Consider the following 17512-nt stretch of genomic DNA (forward strand, 5'->3'; position numbering starts at 1 on the left):
GAGCCGCCTGAACTCCGCGACGGCGTCGATACCGTGGCGCCCGGGTCGGCCGCAATCTTGGGGCTGAGGGGCTCGCGGAGTTCTGACCGATGTATTGGGCGCGGCAGGCGTTCCACGGTCGTATGCAACTCATATGCTGCCGTTCATGGCATCACGACGCGATAGCGACGAGCACTATGTACTCGACCTCTGTGACCGTGTCATCGGGGTCAAGTGCTCTCGTCAGCATCGATTCGAGTGGCTGCTTGGCGATGCCTCGCCATCGACTGGGCAACGAGTTCTGCTTCCGGTCGATGGCTACTGGGAAATGGAGCGGCTCGTCGTCGAATTCGCCGAAGCTCAGCATTCGGCGCCAACGCCACATTTCGACAAGCCGGACCTGCTGACAGTTTCTGGAGTTCACCGCGGCATCCAACGAACAATCTACGATGAACGCCGCCGTGAAGAAATCCCGGAGCATGGCCTGCGCCTGGTCACAATCTCCTCGACGGACTTCTCACTCAAGCGCGGACGCATCGACCGCGACGAGGATCGTGACCTCGCGGTCGTCACCCGCATTCTCGCGCGTGAGGGCGTGCCGTTCGATCCCCTTCAAGACGGGCCCTCGGGGCAGGTTGGTGGGGCCCATCCGGTTCCGGTAGTGCAGGAGCTTCGACGATTCGTGGGAGAGCGAGAGTGGGGCCAGTTCCACACGTCAGAGAATCTCGCGAAGAGCATCAGCATCGAGGCGGCAGAGCTGCTGGAGTGTTTCCAATGGGGTCCAGACGCGCCCGCTGACCGCGTCGTTGAAGAGCTCGCGGACGTCCTAACCTATTGCCTGCTGCTGGCCGACAGCCTCGCCGTCGACGCCGATCAGATCGTGCTCGACAAGCTGGCCAAGACGCGCACGAAATACCCGATCGAGCGTTCACGCGGGCGGAGCACCAAGTATGACCAGCTTTAGGATCGAGCACTTCCCCTTCACCCGGCCGTCCGTCAAGACGTGGACCGAGCCGGACGGGAGGCACGCGAACTGGCCCGTGGTCTACACACTGAGCAGCAACCAAGAAATATACGTCGGAGAAACGCTGAATGCCGTTGGCCGCTTGCGTCAACACCTGGATTCGGATTCAAAGAAGCAACTGAGTGCCGCTCGCATCGTCATCGACGAGACATTCAACAAGTCGGTCTGCCTCGACCTGGAGTCGTACCTCATCAGGCTGTTCGCGGGCGACGGCAAGTTCACCGTCGTCAATCGCAACGAGGGCATCACCGATTCCGACTACTTCGAGCGCGTGCGCTATCGAGCGACATTCGACGAAATCTTCGAGCAGCTGCGCGCGGCGGGGATGTTCACCCGCGACATCCCTGAGATCGAAAACAATGACCTCTTCAAACTGTCGCCCTTCAAGGCTCTGAATCAGGAGCAGGCGATCACGATGGAGGGCATCCTCGAGGCGCTGTTTACCGATCTCGACTCGGGGGAGCAGGGCACGATCGTTGTCCAGGGTGACCCCGGCACGGGCAAGACGATCGTGGGCATTTTCCTCATGAAGCTGCTTCGCGACATCGAACGCTCCGAGCCCGCTGAGCGAACTGAGAACGACTCGCTCTTCTCCGACTTCTTCGCCGAAGGGTATTTCGAGAAGCTGAAGGGCTTCAAGATCGGAATCGTCATTCCCCAGCAGTCGCTGCGGAAGTCGGTGCAGAAGGTCTTCGCGAAGACGCCCGGGCTCGAGAAGGGTATGGTGCTGACACCGTTTCAGGTCGGAGAGTCTGAGGAGGATTTCGATCTACTGGTCGTCGACGAGGCGCACCGGTTGAATCAGCGGGCGAACCAACCGTCTGGAGCGCTCAACAAGAAGTTCCCTGAGATCAATGCGAAGCTGTTCGGCGCCGACGACCTCGCCAAGACCCAGCTCGACTGGATTCGCGCGAAAAGCCGTCACCAGGTGCTCCTGCTCGACGATGCTCAGAGTGTTCGCCCAGCTGATCTGCCGAGCCAGGTGATCGGCCCGCTTATTCAGGAAGCAAAAGAGCAGTTCCGCTTCTATCCGCTCGCATCACAAATGCGGGTTGCGGGCGGCGCCGACTACATCGACTTCATCCGACGGGTGCTTCGGGCCCAGGCCATCGAAGCACGGGAGTTCCCTGGGTACGAGTTGAAGATGTTCGATGATCTCGGTGAGATGCATGCAGCTATTCGTGAGCGCGACCGTGAGTACGGACTCTCGCGACTGGCCGCAGGCTTTGCCTGGCCGTGGAAGAGCAAGAACGACTCCTTGGCAGTCGACATCGAACTCGACGGTCTCTCCCTGCGGTGGAACAGCACGGCGACAGACTGGGCGAGCTCAGCGAACGCGCTCGAAGAAGTCGGTTCGATCCACACCCTGCAGGGCTACGACTTGAACTACGCAGGTGTCATCATCGGGCCCGATCTTCGGCTCGACTCTGCGACGGGTCGTGTGGTCGCCGATCTCGACTCTTACTTCGATAAGAAGGGCAAAGAAGCCAACGGCCAGCTTGGTATCGCGTACGACGGCGACGACGTGCTGCAGTACATCCTGAATATCTATGCCGTACTGCTAACCAGGGGCATGCGCGGGACGTTCGTGTACGTCTGTGATCCGGCGCTGCGTGCCTACGTTCGCACGGTCTTGCCGTAGATCCTTTGAGCGTTCCGGACACCAAGTTCGCGATCGAGGCGGCGCCAGGCGTTCGGATCGTACAGGTGACGGCGGGGTTCACGGCGCTCGCCGACACCTCAATTACGGGGTGGTGTGCTCGCTGTGAGCCGCGAACAACCCGCGCGTTGTCACAACCGATCGATCCAGGTATCTTCGTCCCGGTCTGCCCACGAGTTTCCCGTGTTCGGCCGCCCTGCGTTCTGCACCCGCGCACGCAGCGCGTGATTAGCGACTGCGCGTCCGACTCGGTCAGGTCGGTGACCCGATCGAGGCGAACCCCGGTGAACTCCTCGACGAGCGAGAACTGCTCCCGAGCCGTCGTGACGCCAAGGGCTGCAAAGCCGTCGCGGAGCACACTGCGCTGAGCTTCCGTCAGCGGTCGCCGGTCAGGGCTGGTTGTACCCGGGCCGTTGTCGAAGATGGGGAGCGCGTCGGTCATGGTTCGATTGTCGGTCCTACACGGCACGTTCCGATACGCCACCCCCAAACGTGGGGCGTGTTCGACGGATTACCCTCCCCGCGATGTCCTTGGACTCTGAAACAATGCTGGATACGCTCTCCGACCCTGAACTTGGTGGGCGACTCGTGCCGAGGAACCGATGAAATCTGATTCTGCGCTGTGGCGTGTGCTGGGTGAGCCGGCGCAGTCGCATGAAGCAGCCGCGCTGGAGCGACTGCGTGAGCTGCTGCCCGACGACGGCATCGCGACCGCGTGGGTGAACGCCACCGTGGTGAGCCCGAGTGGACGCGCCGACGAGATCGACGCGCTGGTGCTGACCCGGGCCGGCCTCTTCGTGCTCGAGTTGAAGGGCTGGCATGGCGTGGTCACTGGCACGATGGCCAGCTGGATCCAGGACACCAAGCATCAGCGTCGGTACCACAAGAGCGCATACGTCCTCACGAATGAGAAGGCGAAGCGACTCAGTTCGGTCATGAAGGATGCTGCCAAGAGCATCCCTGGTAACCCGCACACGCCGTTCATCGATGCACGCGTCGTCTTCCATGGCGAAGATTCGACAGTGAAGCTCGACGGTGCTGCCGGCGCGAATATATTGGCGCTCGACGGTTACCACGTGCACGGGCTCGAAGGGCGCGCGGTGTCCGACTTCCTGGCGGAGCCTCCGAGGTTCGCGCCGATCGACGGGATCCGGGCGAAGCAGATCCGGTCGATGATCGAGCACGCCGGGCTTGTGCCGACGCCGAAGCAGCGCCGCGTCGGCAACTACGTACTCGACGAGGCTGACGCGCTCGGTGAGGGCCCAGGCTGGTACGACCTCCTCGTGTCCCACCCTGTGACGAAGCTGCAGCGCCGGCTTCGAGTGTTCGAGGTGCCCCCGGGCTCCTCGAACTCGGCACGTGAGCAGATGGAGCTGGCCGCCAAGCGCGAGGTCGCCTTCACTGAGGGCCTGAAGCACTCGGGCATCGCTGGGGTGCTCGACTATCTCGACACCGAGAACGGCCCTGCGCTCCTCTTCGAATTCGATGCCGACGAGGTCGCGCTCGACGTCTACCTGAGCGAGTTCGATCAGCAGATCCAGCAGCTCGATCGGCTCGATCTGATCCGACGCGTTGGCGAGGTGCTGCGATACGCGCATGCTCGCCGGGTGACACATCGTGCGCTTACGCCGGCGAGTGTAATGGTGAGCCGTGAGACCGGCAGGGTGCGCATCCGCGACTGGAGTGCCGCGCGGCGCAGCTCGAACAGCACGACGACGGCGACGCTCCTGTCGGGCGGGGTGGAGAACCCGAACCAGCTCGTCGATCACGCGGCTTGGCTGTACCTCGCGCCGGAGAGCCTGCGGCAGAGCACGGTGGTCTCTCCGGTCGCCGTGGATGTGTACGGCCTCGGTGCGCTTGCGTACCTGATTCTGACTGGCGACGCGCCGGCAGCAAACCTTGCAGAGTTGCAGCAGCTCATCGCGGATCCGAGTCGCAATCTCGACCCGCGGGCGATTCTTCCTGATCTCAACACCGGGCTCTCGAATCTCGTGGCGCAGGCAACGGCATTCGACGAACTGAATCGCACGATCGACGTTGACGAGGTGCTCGCGAATCTCGACAACGCGATCGATGCGATGACGAAGCCTGAAGATGCCTCGGAGCTTCGCGTGGCCGAGGGCGATCCGATCGACGCGAATCAGGGCGAGACGATCGCCGACCGGTTCATCGTGCACGATCGGCGCGGATCTGGCACCACGGGCACGGCATTGTTCGTCGATGACGTGGAACGGGCACGTGAGGGCGTCATCCTGAAGCTCGCACGCGACGACGCAGCGGCCGAGCGGCTTGCGGTGGAGGCTGAGGTGCTGAAGGGCCTGCAACACCCGCGCATCGTGCGGCTACTTGAGGGCCCGATCGACGTCGCTGGCCGGCAAGCGCTGATCTTGTCGGATGCCGGGAGCGAGACACTCGCGCGCAAGATCCAGAACGAGGGGCGGGCGACGATCGAGCAGCTTGAGCGGTTCGGCAACGACCTCATCGAGGCGGTCGGGTACCTCGAGTCGAAATCGGTATTCCACCGCGACATCAAGCCGGCGAACCTCGCCGTCGCGCCCGACTCGAAGACCCGCAGTCCGCGCCTGAACTTGTTCGATCTCTCGCTCGCGAGGGAACCGCTGCGCAACAAGGCGTCGGGCTCGAAGCCGTACCTCGACCCGTTCCTCGCCCTCGGCAAGCGACCCCAGTACGACCGCGCGGCGGAGCTCTACGCGGTGGCGGTCACCCTCTTCGAACTGGCCGTCGGCACGCCGCCGTGGTGGGTCGCGGGCGAAGATGTACCGGCGAACGCGAACGACCGCGTTGCACTAACTGAGACGATGTTCGATCCCGGTGTAGGTGTCGGGCTCCGTGCCTTCTTCGAGCGAGCGTTCGACGGCGATACAGCGAACCGTTTCGCGAACGCCGGCGACTTTGGTACGGCCTGGCGTGGTGTGTTCGTAGGCGTGGACGCCATCGCCGGCGACGATGACGAGGCGAATGCGGAGCGCGCGGCGACGGCGACGCTGTCCACGCCGCTCGCGTCGGCCGGCCTCAGCGCCCGGCAACTCTCGGCGCTCTCGCGGCTCGGCGTCGCCTCGGTCGGCGAAGTGCTCGACCTGCCGACGTTCCGCATCAACTCGATCCCCGGCATGGGCGAGAAGGTCCGCAAAACGATTACGGCGCAGGTGCGCGACTGGCGTCAGCGACTCCTCGCCTCTACCGAGCAGACCGAGACGGATGCCTCGGCTGACCTCCGACTCTCGATCGAGCAGCGGGTGGCGAAGCTCATCCCGCGCGAGGGGCCGAAGAATTCAGCCGAGATCACGGTGCTGCAGGCGCTGCTTCTCGAAGGAAACGCCGTTGCACCGGCGGAGCTTGTTGAAGCGGAGGCGCAGCCGAGCGGAGGTTGGCCTAGCCTCAATGATCTCGTCGCGCGCACCGGCCTCGACGCGGCCACGGTCGCGTCGTCCATCGAGTCGGCGACCGTACGTTGGCGCAGGAGCGGCACGCTAGCGCCGGTCATTGACGTCGTTCAACGCGCGCTCGCGGAGTCGGGCGGCGTCGCGACGGCCGAGGAGCTGGCGTCATCGCTGCTGCTGACCTACGGCTCACTGCTGCCGGGCGACGAGCGTTCGGCGAGAGCGGTTGCGCTGCTGCGCGCGGTGATCGAAGTGGACGACTCGGCTGACGGTTCTCTGTTCCGTCAGCGCCGCGGGAAGCAGCCGGGATCGCCCATGGTTCTCGCGCTCGATGCCGATGCCGATAGTCGCCCCGAGCGGCATGAGGCGTCGGCGTCGGCGCTGCTCGCGGCGGGGCTGGCGGCCGGTGCAGAGGTCGACCGCTTGCTCGAGGCGAACGGCATTATTGCGGCGGCTACCGTGCGGGAGCGACTGCGCAATGCGGTGGCAGAGTCAACGCTGCTCGATGACGCACGTCTGCTGACGCTCGCCGCGGCCGCGTCAACGACGGGCGCCCGGTCGAGTGTCGGTGAGCTGTACCGCATCGATCTCGACGGCGAGACGGCCGTCGAAGGGGCGCTGCGCGGCAGTGCGATCCGTGAGCTGACCGAGGCGCAGGTCCACCATCGGGTGAGCCTGCGGTTCCCACGCGCGGCTGCGGCGCCGATGCATCCGAAACTCGACTCGGTCGTGAAGCGCACGCACCCGCACCTGACATGGCAGGGCGACGCATACCGCCCGCTCGACACCGAGCTCTCGACGTACTCGTCGACGAGGGCGACCACGTCGTCATCCGCGACCTCGTCGGCCGTCGCGCTGCACGAGCGACTGGCAGGGTCGCTGCGGTCGAAGGGGGCGCTAGCGCTCACCGTGCACCCGGGCGCCTACCGCACGGCGCAGCGCGTCATCGCGCACCGCTACGGGCTCGAGGTCGTCGATTTCGCCGAGGCGCTCGTCGACCGGGCCCGCGCGATCGCCGTCGAGAAGAACATCCAGTGGCCGGTGCTGTTGCAGGCCGATGGCAGACCGGCCGATTCGGTGGACTTCGGTCGTGCGACCCAGGTCGTGCGACTGGCGCTCGAGCCGTTCTGGAGCGAACTTGTCGCTGATGAACGCCCGCTGCTGCTCACCAACGCCGGCGTGCTCGCCCGGTATGGCATGACCGGCCTGCTCGACGAGGTCGCCGATCTCGCCACCGCGCGCCCGGCCGCCCGCTGGCTGCTCGTGCCGCACCGCCCCGACCTGCCGACGCCCGACCTCGAGGGCAAGTCGATCCCGTTCGGCGCCGACCGTTGGGTCGCGCTGCCCTCGAACCCTGCTGAACTCTCGCTCCTCCACAACGGAAATGAAGTGCCTGCATGATCGTCGCCGCCACGCTCCTCACCGACCTCAAGAAGCAACTGAAGCTGCTCGAGGCCGACCTGCGGCAGACCGCCGACGACGCGTCATCGGAGTACGGCATGCGGCTTCACGCCGAGTATGACCGGGCCTTCGCCCGTGAGCGCACGGCGTTTACCTGGTCGCAGTGGCGCGACGGCGAAGTCACGATGGCGGCGGTTTCGTGGCTCATCGCGACGACGTTCGTGCGGTTCCTCGAAGACAACGACCTGCTCGAGGGCGCTCGCGACGAGCATGGGCCGGTGCCCCTGCCCTGGATTGCCGGCCCCGGTCCGCGCCGTGAGCGCGCGGTTGAGAATCAAGATGCGTTCCACGCCCGCGAGCGCACGACCAACAACCGCGACTGGGTGCGTTCGGCCTTCGGCATGCTCGCGTCACTGCCCGCCGGCAGGGGGCTCGTCGATCCGAGGCACAACCCGGTGTGGACGGCGCCGATCAGCGGCGGCGCGGCGGATGTGCTGCTCGAATTCTGGCGCAAGCAGCGCGTCGACGGCACGCTGGTGCACGACTTCACGGACCAGACGCTCGATACCCGTTTTCTCGGCGACCTGTATCAGGACCTCTCCGACTACGCGAAGAAGACGTTTGCGCTGCTGCAGACGCCGATCTTCGTCGAGGAGTTCATCCTCGATCGCTCGCTGACGCCTGCGATCGAGGAGTTCGGGCTCAGTGGGCTCAAGGTCATCGACCCCACCTGTGGCTCGGGTCACTTCTTGCTCGGTGCCTTTGATCGGCTCAACGAGGCCTGGAAGCAGCACGCACCGGCGATGGATGCGCGCACCCGCGTGCAACATGCCCTCGATTCGGTCTACGGCGTCGACCTCAACCCGTTCGCCGTCGCCATCGCTCGCTTCCGACTGACGATCGCGGCACTGCAGGCGAGCGGCGAGCCGACGCTCGTTGCCGCGCCGGCGTTCGGATACCACCTCGCCGTCGGCGACTCCCTGCTGCGGTCGGAGTCGCCCGCGCAGCGCCTCGACCTCGGCGACGGCGAAGCACCGTTCGACTACGAGACCGAAGACGTGCAGGAGTACGCCGGCATCCTCAAGACGAACCAGTATCACGTGGTGGTGGGCAACCCGCCGTACATCACGGTGAAGGACAAGGCGCTCAACCAGAAGTACCGGGAGTTGTATTCGACGTGCGCCGGAAAGTACGCGCTGTCGGCACCGTTCATGGAGCTGTTCTTCAATCTCGCGAAGCAGCCCGATCAGGCCGGCGGCGGCGCCGGATACGTCGGCAAAATCACGTCCAACTCTTTCATGAAGCGCGAGTTCGGGAAGCGACTCATCGAGTCGTTCCTCTCCGGAGCCGATCCGTTCAGCCCCGTCGATCTGAACGCCGTGGTCGACACCTCGGGTGCGTACATCCCTGGGCACGGCACACCGACGGTGATCCTGTTCGGTCGCCGTCGCAAGCCCGCAGGAGATACGCTGCGCGCCGTGCTCGGCGTTCGCGGTGAACCGGGGCAGCCGGCTGAGCCGTCGCGAGGCAAGGTGTGGACCGAGATAGTCGATCGGATCGACGATCCCGGCTTCAATGGCACCTATGTCAGCGTCGCAGATCTTCCGAGGCAGACTTTGGCGTCACACCCGTGGTCTCTCTCAGGCGGCGGTGCAGGGGAGCTCCAAGAAGCCTTGGAGCTCGGCGCGCGCCAGCGGTTGCGGGCGGTTGCCGACCACGTGGGGATCACTTCTGTGACGGGCGAGGACTCGCTCTACATGCTCGGTGAGTCGGGTGCCGCTCGGCGTCTTGGCGTATTGCGGACTCAGGCACTTGTGGATGGTGAAGCAGTTCGAGATTTCACGATCGGGCCAAGCGAAGAGTCGGTTTGGCCCTACGACCACAACCTCGATGTCATTCCACTCCCCGCACTTGATGAGGGCTCGCGGCATCTCTTCGAGATGTACCGCTCGGCCATCAATCGTCGTCGTCGTTTTGGCACGCCGATGGTCGAACGTGGACTGGGCTGGTGGGAGTGGCAGGAGCTCTACCGCGACAAGCTCAAGACGCCCGTTACGATCGCGTTTGCGTTTGTGGCGACGCATAACCACTTCGTGCTGGATCGTGGTGGAAAGGTGTTCAACCGTTCGGCGCCGGTGATCAAGCTGCCCGCGGATGCGACGGAAGACGATCACTACGAGCTGCTCGGAGTGCTCAACTCCTCCACCGCCTGCTTCTGGCTCAAGCAGGTCAGCTACCCGAAGGGCGGCGACCCGATGGGCAAGGACGGGGCTCGGGTGAGCCCAGAGCAGTGGAGTGACCGCTACGAGTTCACCGCAACGAAGCTTGAAGCGTTCCCGCTCCCTTCAGTGTCGGTCAAGTCCCGAGCACGGCGAATCGACATGGTTGCCGCGAGAGCGGCCACGTTGCTCCCAACAGCAATGCTTGCTGGCAACGCTGCGCGAGAGGAGCTTGCGGTCGCACGCGGCAGCTGGGCGAGTCGGCAGACAGACATTATCGGCCTCCAGGAAGAGCTGGACTGGGAAGTTTACTTCGCCTATGGGCTGACTTCGCGTCCCCTGGTCTCTGGTGAGGACGTTGCCATCTCAGCGAACGAGCGCGCATTCGAAATCGCGCTGGCGCGGAAGGTGGTGAGCGGGGCGAGCGAGTCGACGTGGTTCCCGCGTCATGGGCGGCACCCTCTTACCGAGCTCCCTGTGCACTGGTCGTCGGAGTATCGCGACCTTGTCGAGGAGCGACTGGCGGAGATGGAATCGAATCCGTGGATCCGTCTCCTGGAGCAGCCGGAGTTCAAACGCCGCTGGGCCGGCGAATCATGGGACGAGCAGCTTCCGGGTGCACTCCGGGAGGCGCTGCTCGACCGACTCGAAGCTCGGGAACTCTGGTTCGACGCAACCAATCGTGCGGCCGCCCGCTCGGTCGCGCAGCTCGCGCAGGAGCTTCGCAAGGATCAGCGTGCGCGGGAACTCGCAGAGCTACTCGTCGGTTCCGACGATGTCGACTGGGTCGGACTGCTGCGTAGCCTGCTCGCCGATGAGTCCGTGCCGCACGTCGCCCAGCTGCGCTACAAGCCATCCGGTCTCACAAAGTTCCGTGAGTGGCAGACGGTCTGGGAGCTCCAGCGTGCAGAGGACCGCGGCGAACGCGTGCAGATTCCGGTGCCGCCGAAGTACGTCGACGCCGATTTCCGCAAGCCGTCGTACAAGAAGTTGCGGGGCAACCTCGACGTGTCAAAGGAGCGCTTCATCGCGTACCCTGGCGCGAACCTGCCCAATGACGTCACCCAGGTCTATGGGTGGGCCGGTTGGACCCACGCCGAGCGTGGCCTTGCCCTCGTGACCCTCGGGACACAGCTCAGCGGCGATGGCGCCTCGAACGATGCCCTGCTACCGCTCTTCGCCGGCATCGTCGAACTCGAGCCGTGGCTGCAGCAGTGGCATGCCGACGTCGATCCGGAGTTCGGCGTGAGCCCTTCGACCGCGATCTCCGGTGGCCTCGACTTCCTGCTCAGTAAGCATGGCCTCAGCCGCGCCGACATCAGCGCCTGGTTGCCCGCCGCCCGCACGCGCGGACGCGCTAAGTCCTCCTGACCCACCCACCGCATCCATCGAAAGAAGACCGCATGACCGAGCTCACCCTCAGCTCCCCGCTGCGCGACCTCATCGACCTTCCCGAGCACGTCGACGCCGCCGACTTCGTGCTGCAGCTGCACGCCGGCGTCACGAACGCCGACCGGACACTGCGTGAGTATGTCGTCACCGAGGAGATCGCGAAGTCGATCGATCAGGCGCTCGGCCTCGTCTCGCGGACGGTCGCCGACCGGCAGTCCAAGGGCGCGTTCATTCACGGCTCATTCGGTAGCGGCAAGTCGCACTTCATGGCGGTGCTGCACTTGCTGCTCTCCGGCAACATCGAGGCCCGCAAGCTTGACCGCCTCGGACCCATCGTCGATCGGCACCGTGACCTCTTCGGCCGCAACCTGCTCACGATCGACTACCACCTGCTCGGTGCCACGAGCTTCGAAGAAGCGCTCTTCAGCGGGTACGCACGCACCGTTGCCACTCTGCACCCTGATGCTCCAAGCCCGATGCTGCACGTCAGCGATGGGTTGCTGCAGGGTGCTGCGAGCCTCCGCGTTGAGCTCGGTGACGAGAAGTTCTTTGCCTCCCTCAATGGCGGCGCGGTCATCGACGACGGCTGGGGTGACCTCGCCACCGGGTGGAACGCCGAAGCTTACGAGCTGGCGCTCCGCGAGGGCAAGGCCGAGCGGGCCCGCCTCGTCACCGACCTCGCAGGAATGTCGTTCTTCCAAGGATTCGCGAAGGCCGGCGAATGGTTGTCGATCACCGACGGCATCACTGTCATGACCGAACACGCCAAGTCACTCGGGTACGACGGCATCGTGCTATTCCTCGACGAACTCGTGCTCTGGCTCGGTCAGCACCTCGCCGACAGCAAGTTCATCCAGAGCGAGACCTCGAAGGTCGCCAAGCTCGTCGAGACCGGCCTGGGGTCGCTGCCCGTGCCGATCGTGTCGTTCATCGCCCGCCAGCGCGACCTGCAGGACTTCCTCGGCGAGGGCATCACGGGCGCAGAGCGCGAGGGCATCGGTCAGTCGTTCGCACACTGGAACGACCGCTTCGACCGCATCGACCTGCAGGCGGCCGACCTGCCCAAAATCGTCAAGCAGCGACTGCTGCAACCAGTCTCGCCCGGTGCTGCGGTGGTGCTGTCGCAGGCTGTCGACCGCGTGAAGGCCAACCCGGTCGCCTGGACGTTCCTCATGACCGACGAAGCTGGCGCTGGCGAAACCGAATTCGCACAGGTCTACCCGTTCTCCCCGGCGCTCGTCGACGCGATGATCGCGCTGTCGTCGATCATGCAACGCGAACGCACCGCTCTGAAGCTCATGGGCGAACTGCTCGCCGAGGGTCGTCACGAACTCACCGCGTCGACGGTCATTCCGGTCGGCGACCTCTACGACCGCATCATGACCGGCAACTCGACCCCGCTCACAGGCGACCAGAAGCAGCGCTTCGCCATCTCGAAGCAATTCTACGAAACCAAGCTGCTCCCGTACCTGCTCAACAAGCACAGCCTCGGCTCCGCCGCCGAAGCCAGGGCCCTCCCACGCGAACACGCGTTCCACACCGAGGACCGCCTCGCGAAGACGATGCTCATCGCCGATCTCGCGCCCGGCGCAGCATCGCTGAAGAACCTCACCGCGAGCAAGCTCGCCGCGCTCAACTTCGGAACCGTCAACACGATGATCCTTGGCATGGAGGCGATGCAGGTCGTCGCGCTCGTGAAGGACTGGTCGCGGCAGTTCGGCGAGATCAAGCTCGGCGAAGGCAACGATCCCCTTGTCGCTATTCACCTGAGCGGCGTCGACTACGACGCGATCCTCGAGCGCGTAGTCACTGAAGACAATTCAGGAAACCGGCAGCGGCTCATCCGCTCGCTCGTCGCCACTGAACTCGGACTCACCGAGACCGGCGGGCTGTATTCGGAACGCCGGTTCACCCATATCTGGCGCGGTCGCAAGCAGATCGTGAACGTCAAGTTCGGCAACGTGCGCGATGAGACGAGTGTCAGCGACGACGATCTCATCGGCAGCCACGAGGCGTGGACCGTCGTCATCGACTACCCGTTCGACGAGCTCGGCTACTCGAACCAAGAAGACCTCAACCGCCTCGACGCGCTCCGTGACTCGCTCGCGACGACCGGCGGTGACTCCCGCACGATCGTGTGGATCCCGAACTTCCTGACGACCGATCGGCTCAATGATGTCGGCACGCTCGCAAAGCTCGACCACGTGCTGAAGCCCGCGAACTTCGATCAGAACGCCGTGAGCCTGCCCGCGGCCGACCGCGAGCTCGCGCGCATCGCCCTCGAGAACCAGCGCGAGAGCCTCAACGCCTCGACACTCGGCGCGCTTCGACAGGCCTACGCGGTGTCGACGGCGAAGCAGACCGACGTCGACGCACGCCTCACCGGTGTCGAGGTGTTTTCGTCCGTCTTCAGCGGCCTCACCATTCAGCCGCCCGTCGCCGACCACCTCGCGAAGGGCCTGCAGTCGGCGCTCGAACAGGCGTGGACCGCCGACACCCCGACGCATCCTGAGTTCCAACCCGGTCACGCCGAGCTGAAGGTCGCCGACCTGCGTCGCGTCGTCGATCTCGTCGGCAATGCGGTCGCTGCCGGCGGCCGACTCGAGGGGCTGCCGAACGCGGATCAGGTGCTTCTCAGGCGCATCGCGACGCCGCTCGGCCTTGGCGTCGTCAGCGACAATGTGCTCATCGTCGGCCCGGCCGAGTTCACTTGGCGAGCCGAGTTCGCCAAGTGGGCGCAGCTTGCCGCTGACCAGCCGAACGTCGCCGCGCTGCGGGCCGGTCTCCGCCCCGCTGGCATGGTGAAGGCGGTGCAGAACACGCTCATCCTCGCGTGGGCGCTCATAACCGACCGAGAATGGGTGCGCGGCGAGACGGTGCTCTCGACGACGCCCACGGTCGAGCAGGTGCCGGACGAACTCGTGTTGCGCCCGGCTGGACTGCCGAGCGACACCGACTGGAAGGCTGCGAACGAACGTGCGAAGGTGCTTTTCCAGACCAGAGGCGAGATCCACCGATACTCGACCGCCGTGCGACGTCTCGGGGCCGCGATCATCGACAAAGCGAGCGCCGCGCGCGAGGCCGCTGCGGAGCTTGTGAAGCAGTACGACGCGCATTCGGGCTTCCTCGGGCTCGCGGCTTCGGCCTCGACCGGCCGAAGCGCGACCGCGCGACGCACACTCGAAACAGTGCAGCGTCTCGCCAACGAGCGCAACCCGCTTGTCGCGATCGAGCAGCTCGCCGTCGCCGATCTTGGTGATCTGACCGCCGCCGGGCGGAGCTTGCAGAGTGCCGGCGAGATCGCGCGAGCCTTGCAGAACGCGGACTGGGGGATGCTCTCTGCGGGCGACGCACTCGCAGACGCGCCGGCAGTCGCCGCAGCCATCGCCAAGCTGCGGGCAGCGGCGCTGAACGACGAGTCGATCGAGAGCATCGCCGAGCCGCTGAAAGCGGCCGCGGCCGCGGCCAGGGCTGAGGTGATGGCGCGGACGAGCGTCACGCCGCCGCCGATCGTGAGCCCGCCCGTTGTGGCACCGCCGGTGATCACTGACCCAGACAAGGTTGCCGTGACGCTCGACGACCGCCCCACCCCGTTCCCGTCCCAGACCGTGTCGACGACCACGGAAGGCATTGCAGCTGTGACGCCTGCGGTCGTCGAGGCCGAGTTGGACAGAGTCCGAGACGCCATCCTCGCGGAACTGCGCCAGCATCCGGGTAACAAACTCACGATCACCTGGAGTGTGGAGTGACGCCGACCGAGCAGCTGCCCGCCGCGACCGAGGCGAGCGTGCGCGAGCACGCCGCCGCATTCGTACGCGAGGCGAAACCCGGTGTCGACCTGCTGCTGCTGCGCGCGGCACCGGTGTGGGCGGGACCTCCAATGCTCGACGCCGGCGGAGCAACCGTGCGTGTCGTGGAGGGCGTCTCGCCCCTCGCGATCCTCGATGCGATCTACGACGAGACATCCGACCGTCCGATCATCGCGCTGACCGCGCTCACCGAGCGTGAGCTCGGTCAGGCCGTGCTCCAGCACGCCGATCGACGCGGCGTCACCCGACTCGACAGCTGGGCGTTGGTGCCCGGACTGTTCGGGGTGCGTCGCGACGACCTCGATCTGCGCATCCAGAAGGAGCTCGGTAAGTGGGCCCCCGAACTGCTGCTGCAGTACCGCCCGGCGGCCGGCTGGCGTCCGGGACGTGGCGGCAGTGTGTCGTACGCGCACGTCGTCGGAGTCCTGATCGCGGCAGTGCTTGGCATCCCTTCGAGCGAGGTCGACGCGACCCTCGTACTCGAGTCGCTCGACGAGTTCGGCGTTCGCAATCAGTGGAAGGCGCTTGACCCGAAGATCGCAACCGAACTCGCGAAGGCCGTCGGCGAGGTATTTGGAACTCACGTGGCCTATGCGCTGCACATCGTGCGCTCGGGCACCGCCGTGGCGATCCCTGCGTTCGGACTCGCCGCAGACGTGCTCTGGCCGGTCGAGGGCGCCGGCGCGTCAGCTGGCGTGCCAGGCGATGCGCTCGACGCCCGGGTTCGGCTCGAACGGCAGATCGTCAAGAACCTAGATCCCGTCGCGATGCGGGCGCTCGCGGACTCGGCGATCGGCACGGTGCTGCGACTGTCCACCTTCGAAGCAGAGCGCATCGACGGAATCCTCGTGCAGGCCGAGGCGCTGCTCGCGGATATCGGGTGGGCGGACGGCGCCACGACCTCCCGCCATCTTCCCGCTGGCTTCGCCGCTGCGCTGGCAGAGATCGCCAGACGGCTTCGCGAGGCTCTCGACGAGCCGTCCGCGACCACGGCGGCGGCGTTGGACGCCGCGATCCGACGTGCAGGCACGCATGATCGGGCCGGCCGTGACCATGCACGCCGCGAACTCGCCACGGCACACATGGCTATGCGGCTGGTTCGTTGGTTGCAGACGTCGCCCGAAACCGACCTGACGTTCACTGGTGTAGTGCACTCGTATCTGCGGACCGGCGGCTGGGTCGACCGCGCGTACGCGGCCATCTGGGGTGGCTCGTCGCAGTCTGCCCTCGCTGAGGCGTACCGGCTTCTTGCCGGACAGGTGCACGCGCGTCGCGACGTCGAGGACATGCAGGCGGCCAAGCTGCTCAGTGCTTCGGATGCCGGTGACGAGCAGGCTGTTGCCATCGAGCGAGTCCTTGACACGGTCATCCAGCCGCTCGCTAAATCGCAGTCGGCGCTCGTCATCGTGCTTGACGGAATGAGCGTCGCGACCGCGACCGCGATCGTCCAGGACATCACCGCCGAGGGATGGATCGAGGTCGTCCGCGAGGGCGGTCGCCGACGACTGGCAGCCATCGCCACCCTGCCGACCATCACCAAGTACTCGCGCACCTCGCTGTTCGCCGGCGAACTTCTCCCCGGCAACCAATCCATCGAGAAGGCCAAGTTCGCCACTCGCACCGGTGGATCCCTCTTCCACAAAGATGACCTGCGGGCTGCAGCCGGGCACGAACTCCCCGCTGTCGTCGTGCAGGCCATCAACGACGCTGGACAGCGCGTCGTCGCCGCGGTGCTCAACACCATCGATGATGCGCTCGCCAAGGCCGACCCCGCCGGGACGCAGTGGGGGCTCGACACGGTTCAGCACCTCCGCGCGCTGCTCAATGCCGCTGCGCTCGCCGGGCGCAATGTCGTGCTCACATCCGATCACGGGCACATCGTCGAGCGCGGTGGCGAGTTTCGCCCCGCCGAAGATGGCGGTGCTCGCTGGCGCCCGTTCGGCGGCGAGCCTGCGCGGGGTGACGAGCTGTTCGTCAAGGGCCCGCGCGTACTTGCGCCAGGTGGACAGGCGATCCTCGCGCGGGCCGAGGCTCTGCGCTACACGGCCAAGGCTGCTGGCTACCATGGCGGGGCATCGCTCGCCGAGCTGACCGTGCCGATCATCGTGCTCCGCCGTGCCACGGCGGCAGCGCCATCAGGCTGGGTGGATGCGACCCCGCAGGCACCCGAGTGGTGGTTCGAGAGCGATCCGACGCGGATCGACGCTTCGCCCGTACATTCCTCGCCGGTGAAACGGAAGCGGGCCGACGCTGCTGCGCCAGAGCAGGTGAGCATGTTCGACCTTCCGGCCGAAGACGAGACGCCGGCAGAATTGCCGCGGTCGCTCAGCCAAGAGTTGCTGTCCTCGGAGCGATATGCAGTGCAACGGAAGCGGCTCGTGCGCCGTGTGCTCGAGGATGCAGTCGTCGCCACGATCATCGATGCCGCCGCCGAGCGAGACGGCCGCGTGAACCAGGACGTCCTCGCCGGCATCCTCGGCATCGCGACCACTGGCCTGCCGTCGATGCTCGCCGCGCTCCGCCGCCTGCTCAACACCGACGGCTACGACGTCGTCTCGATGGACGCCGATCAGGTGACCATTGTGATCGACCGCCCATTGCTGCGCGACCAATTCGGGCTGAAGTAG

The 17512-nt window shown here is 65.7% G+C and carries 6 protein-coding genes; all 6 read left to right on the forward strand.

Going from position 1 to position 17512, the window contains the following annotated elements; all coding sequences use genetic code 11:
• The first annotated feature begins 640 nt into the window (after window positions 1-640).
• Window positions 641-943 carry a nucleotide pyrophosphohydrolase gene (locus AC1C2S_RS11295; protein WP_495353241.1) on the forward strand — a complete coding sequence of 101 codons (303 nt, stop codon included), beginning with the start codon at window positions 641-643 and terminating at the stop codon, window positions 941-943.
• A gap of 76 nt (window positions 944-1019) precedes the next feature.
• A complete protein-coding gene (locus AC1C2S_RS11300) occupies window positions 1020-2645 on the forward strand; it encodes a DNA/RNA helicase domain-containing protein (RefSeq protein WP_495352619.1) in 1626 nt (541 codons plus the stop codon).
• A 620-nt stretch (window positions 2646-3265) separates the two neighbouring features.
• On the forward strand, window positions 3266-7465 hold the full coding sequence (gene pglW / locus AC1C2S_RS11305) for a BREX system serine/threonine kinase PglW (protein ID WP_495352620.1): 4200 nt from the start codon (window positions 3266-3268) through the stop codon (window positions 7463-7465).
• Window positions 7462-11055, forward strand: a complete 3594-nt coding sequence (gene pglX, locus AC1C2S_RS11310) for a BREX-2 system adenine-specific DNA-methyltransferase PglX (protein WP_495352621.1) — start codon at window positions 7462-7464, stop codon at window positions 11053-11055. The genes pglW and pglX overlap by 4 nt, the downstream gene beginning before the upstream one ends.
• Before the next feature lie 32 nt (window positions 11056-11087).
• Entirely contained in the window at window positions 11088-14825 is a 3738-nt protein-coding gene (locus AC1C2S_RS11315) for a DUF6079 family protein (protein ID WP_495352622.1), read from the forward strand.
• Window positions 14822-17512 carry a BREX-2 system phosphatase PglZ gene (pglZ, locus tag AC1C2S_RS11320; RefSeq protein ID WP_495352623.1) on the forward strand — a complete coding sequence of 897 codons (2691 nt, stop codon included), beginning with the start codon at window positions 14822-14824 and terminating at the stop codon, window positions 17510-17512. Before AC1C2S_RS11315 ends, pglZ begins: the two co-directional genes overlap by 4 nt.

This window comes from Agromyces sp. Y782, assembly GCF_059445405.1.

Bases quoted from the DNA above. Each gene is read 5' to 3' on its own strand.
- AC1C2S_RS11315 (WP_495352622.1), top strand. From the start codon at position 11,088: ATGACCGAGCTCACCCTCAGCTCCCCGCTGCGCGACCTCATCGACCTT.
- pglW (WP_495352620.1), top strand. From the start codon at position 3,266: ATGAAATCTGATTCTGCGCTGTGGCGTGTGCTGGGTGAGCCGGCGCAG.
- pglX (WP_495352621.1), top strand. From the start codon at position 7,462: ATGATCGTCGCCGCCACGCTCCTCACCGACCTCAAGAAGCAACTGAAG.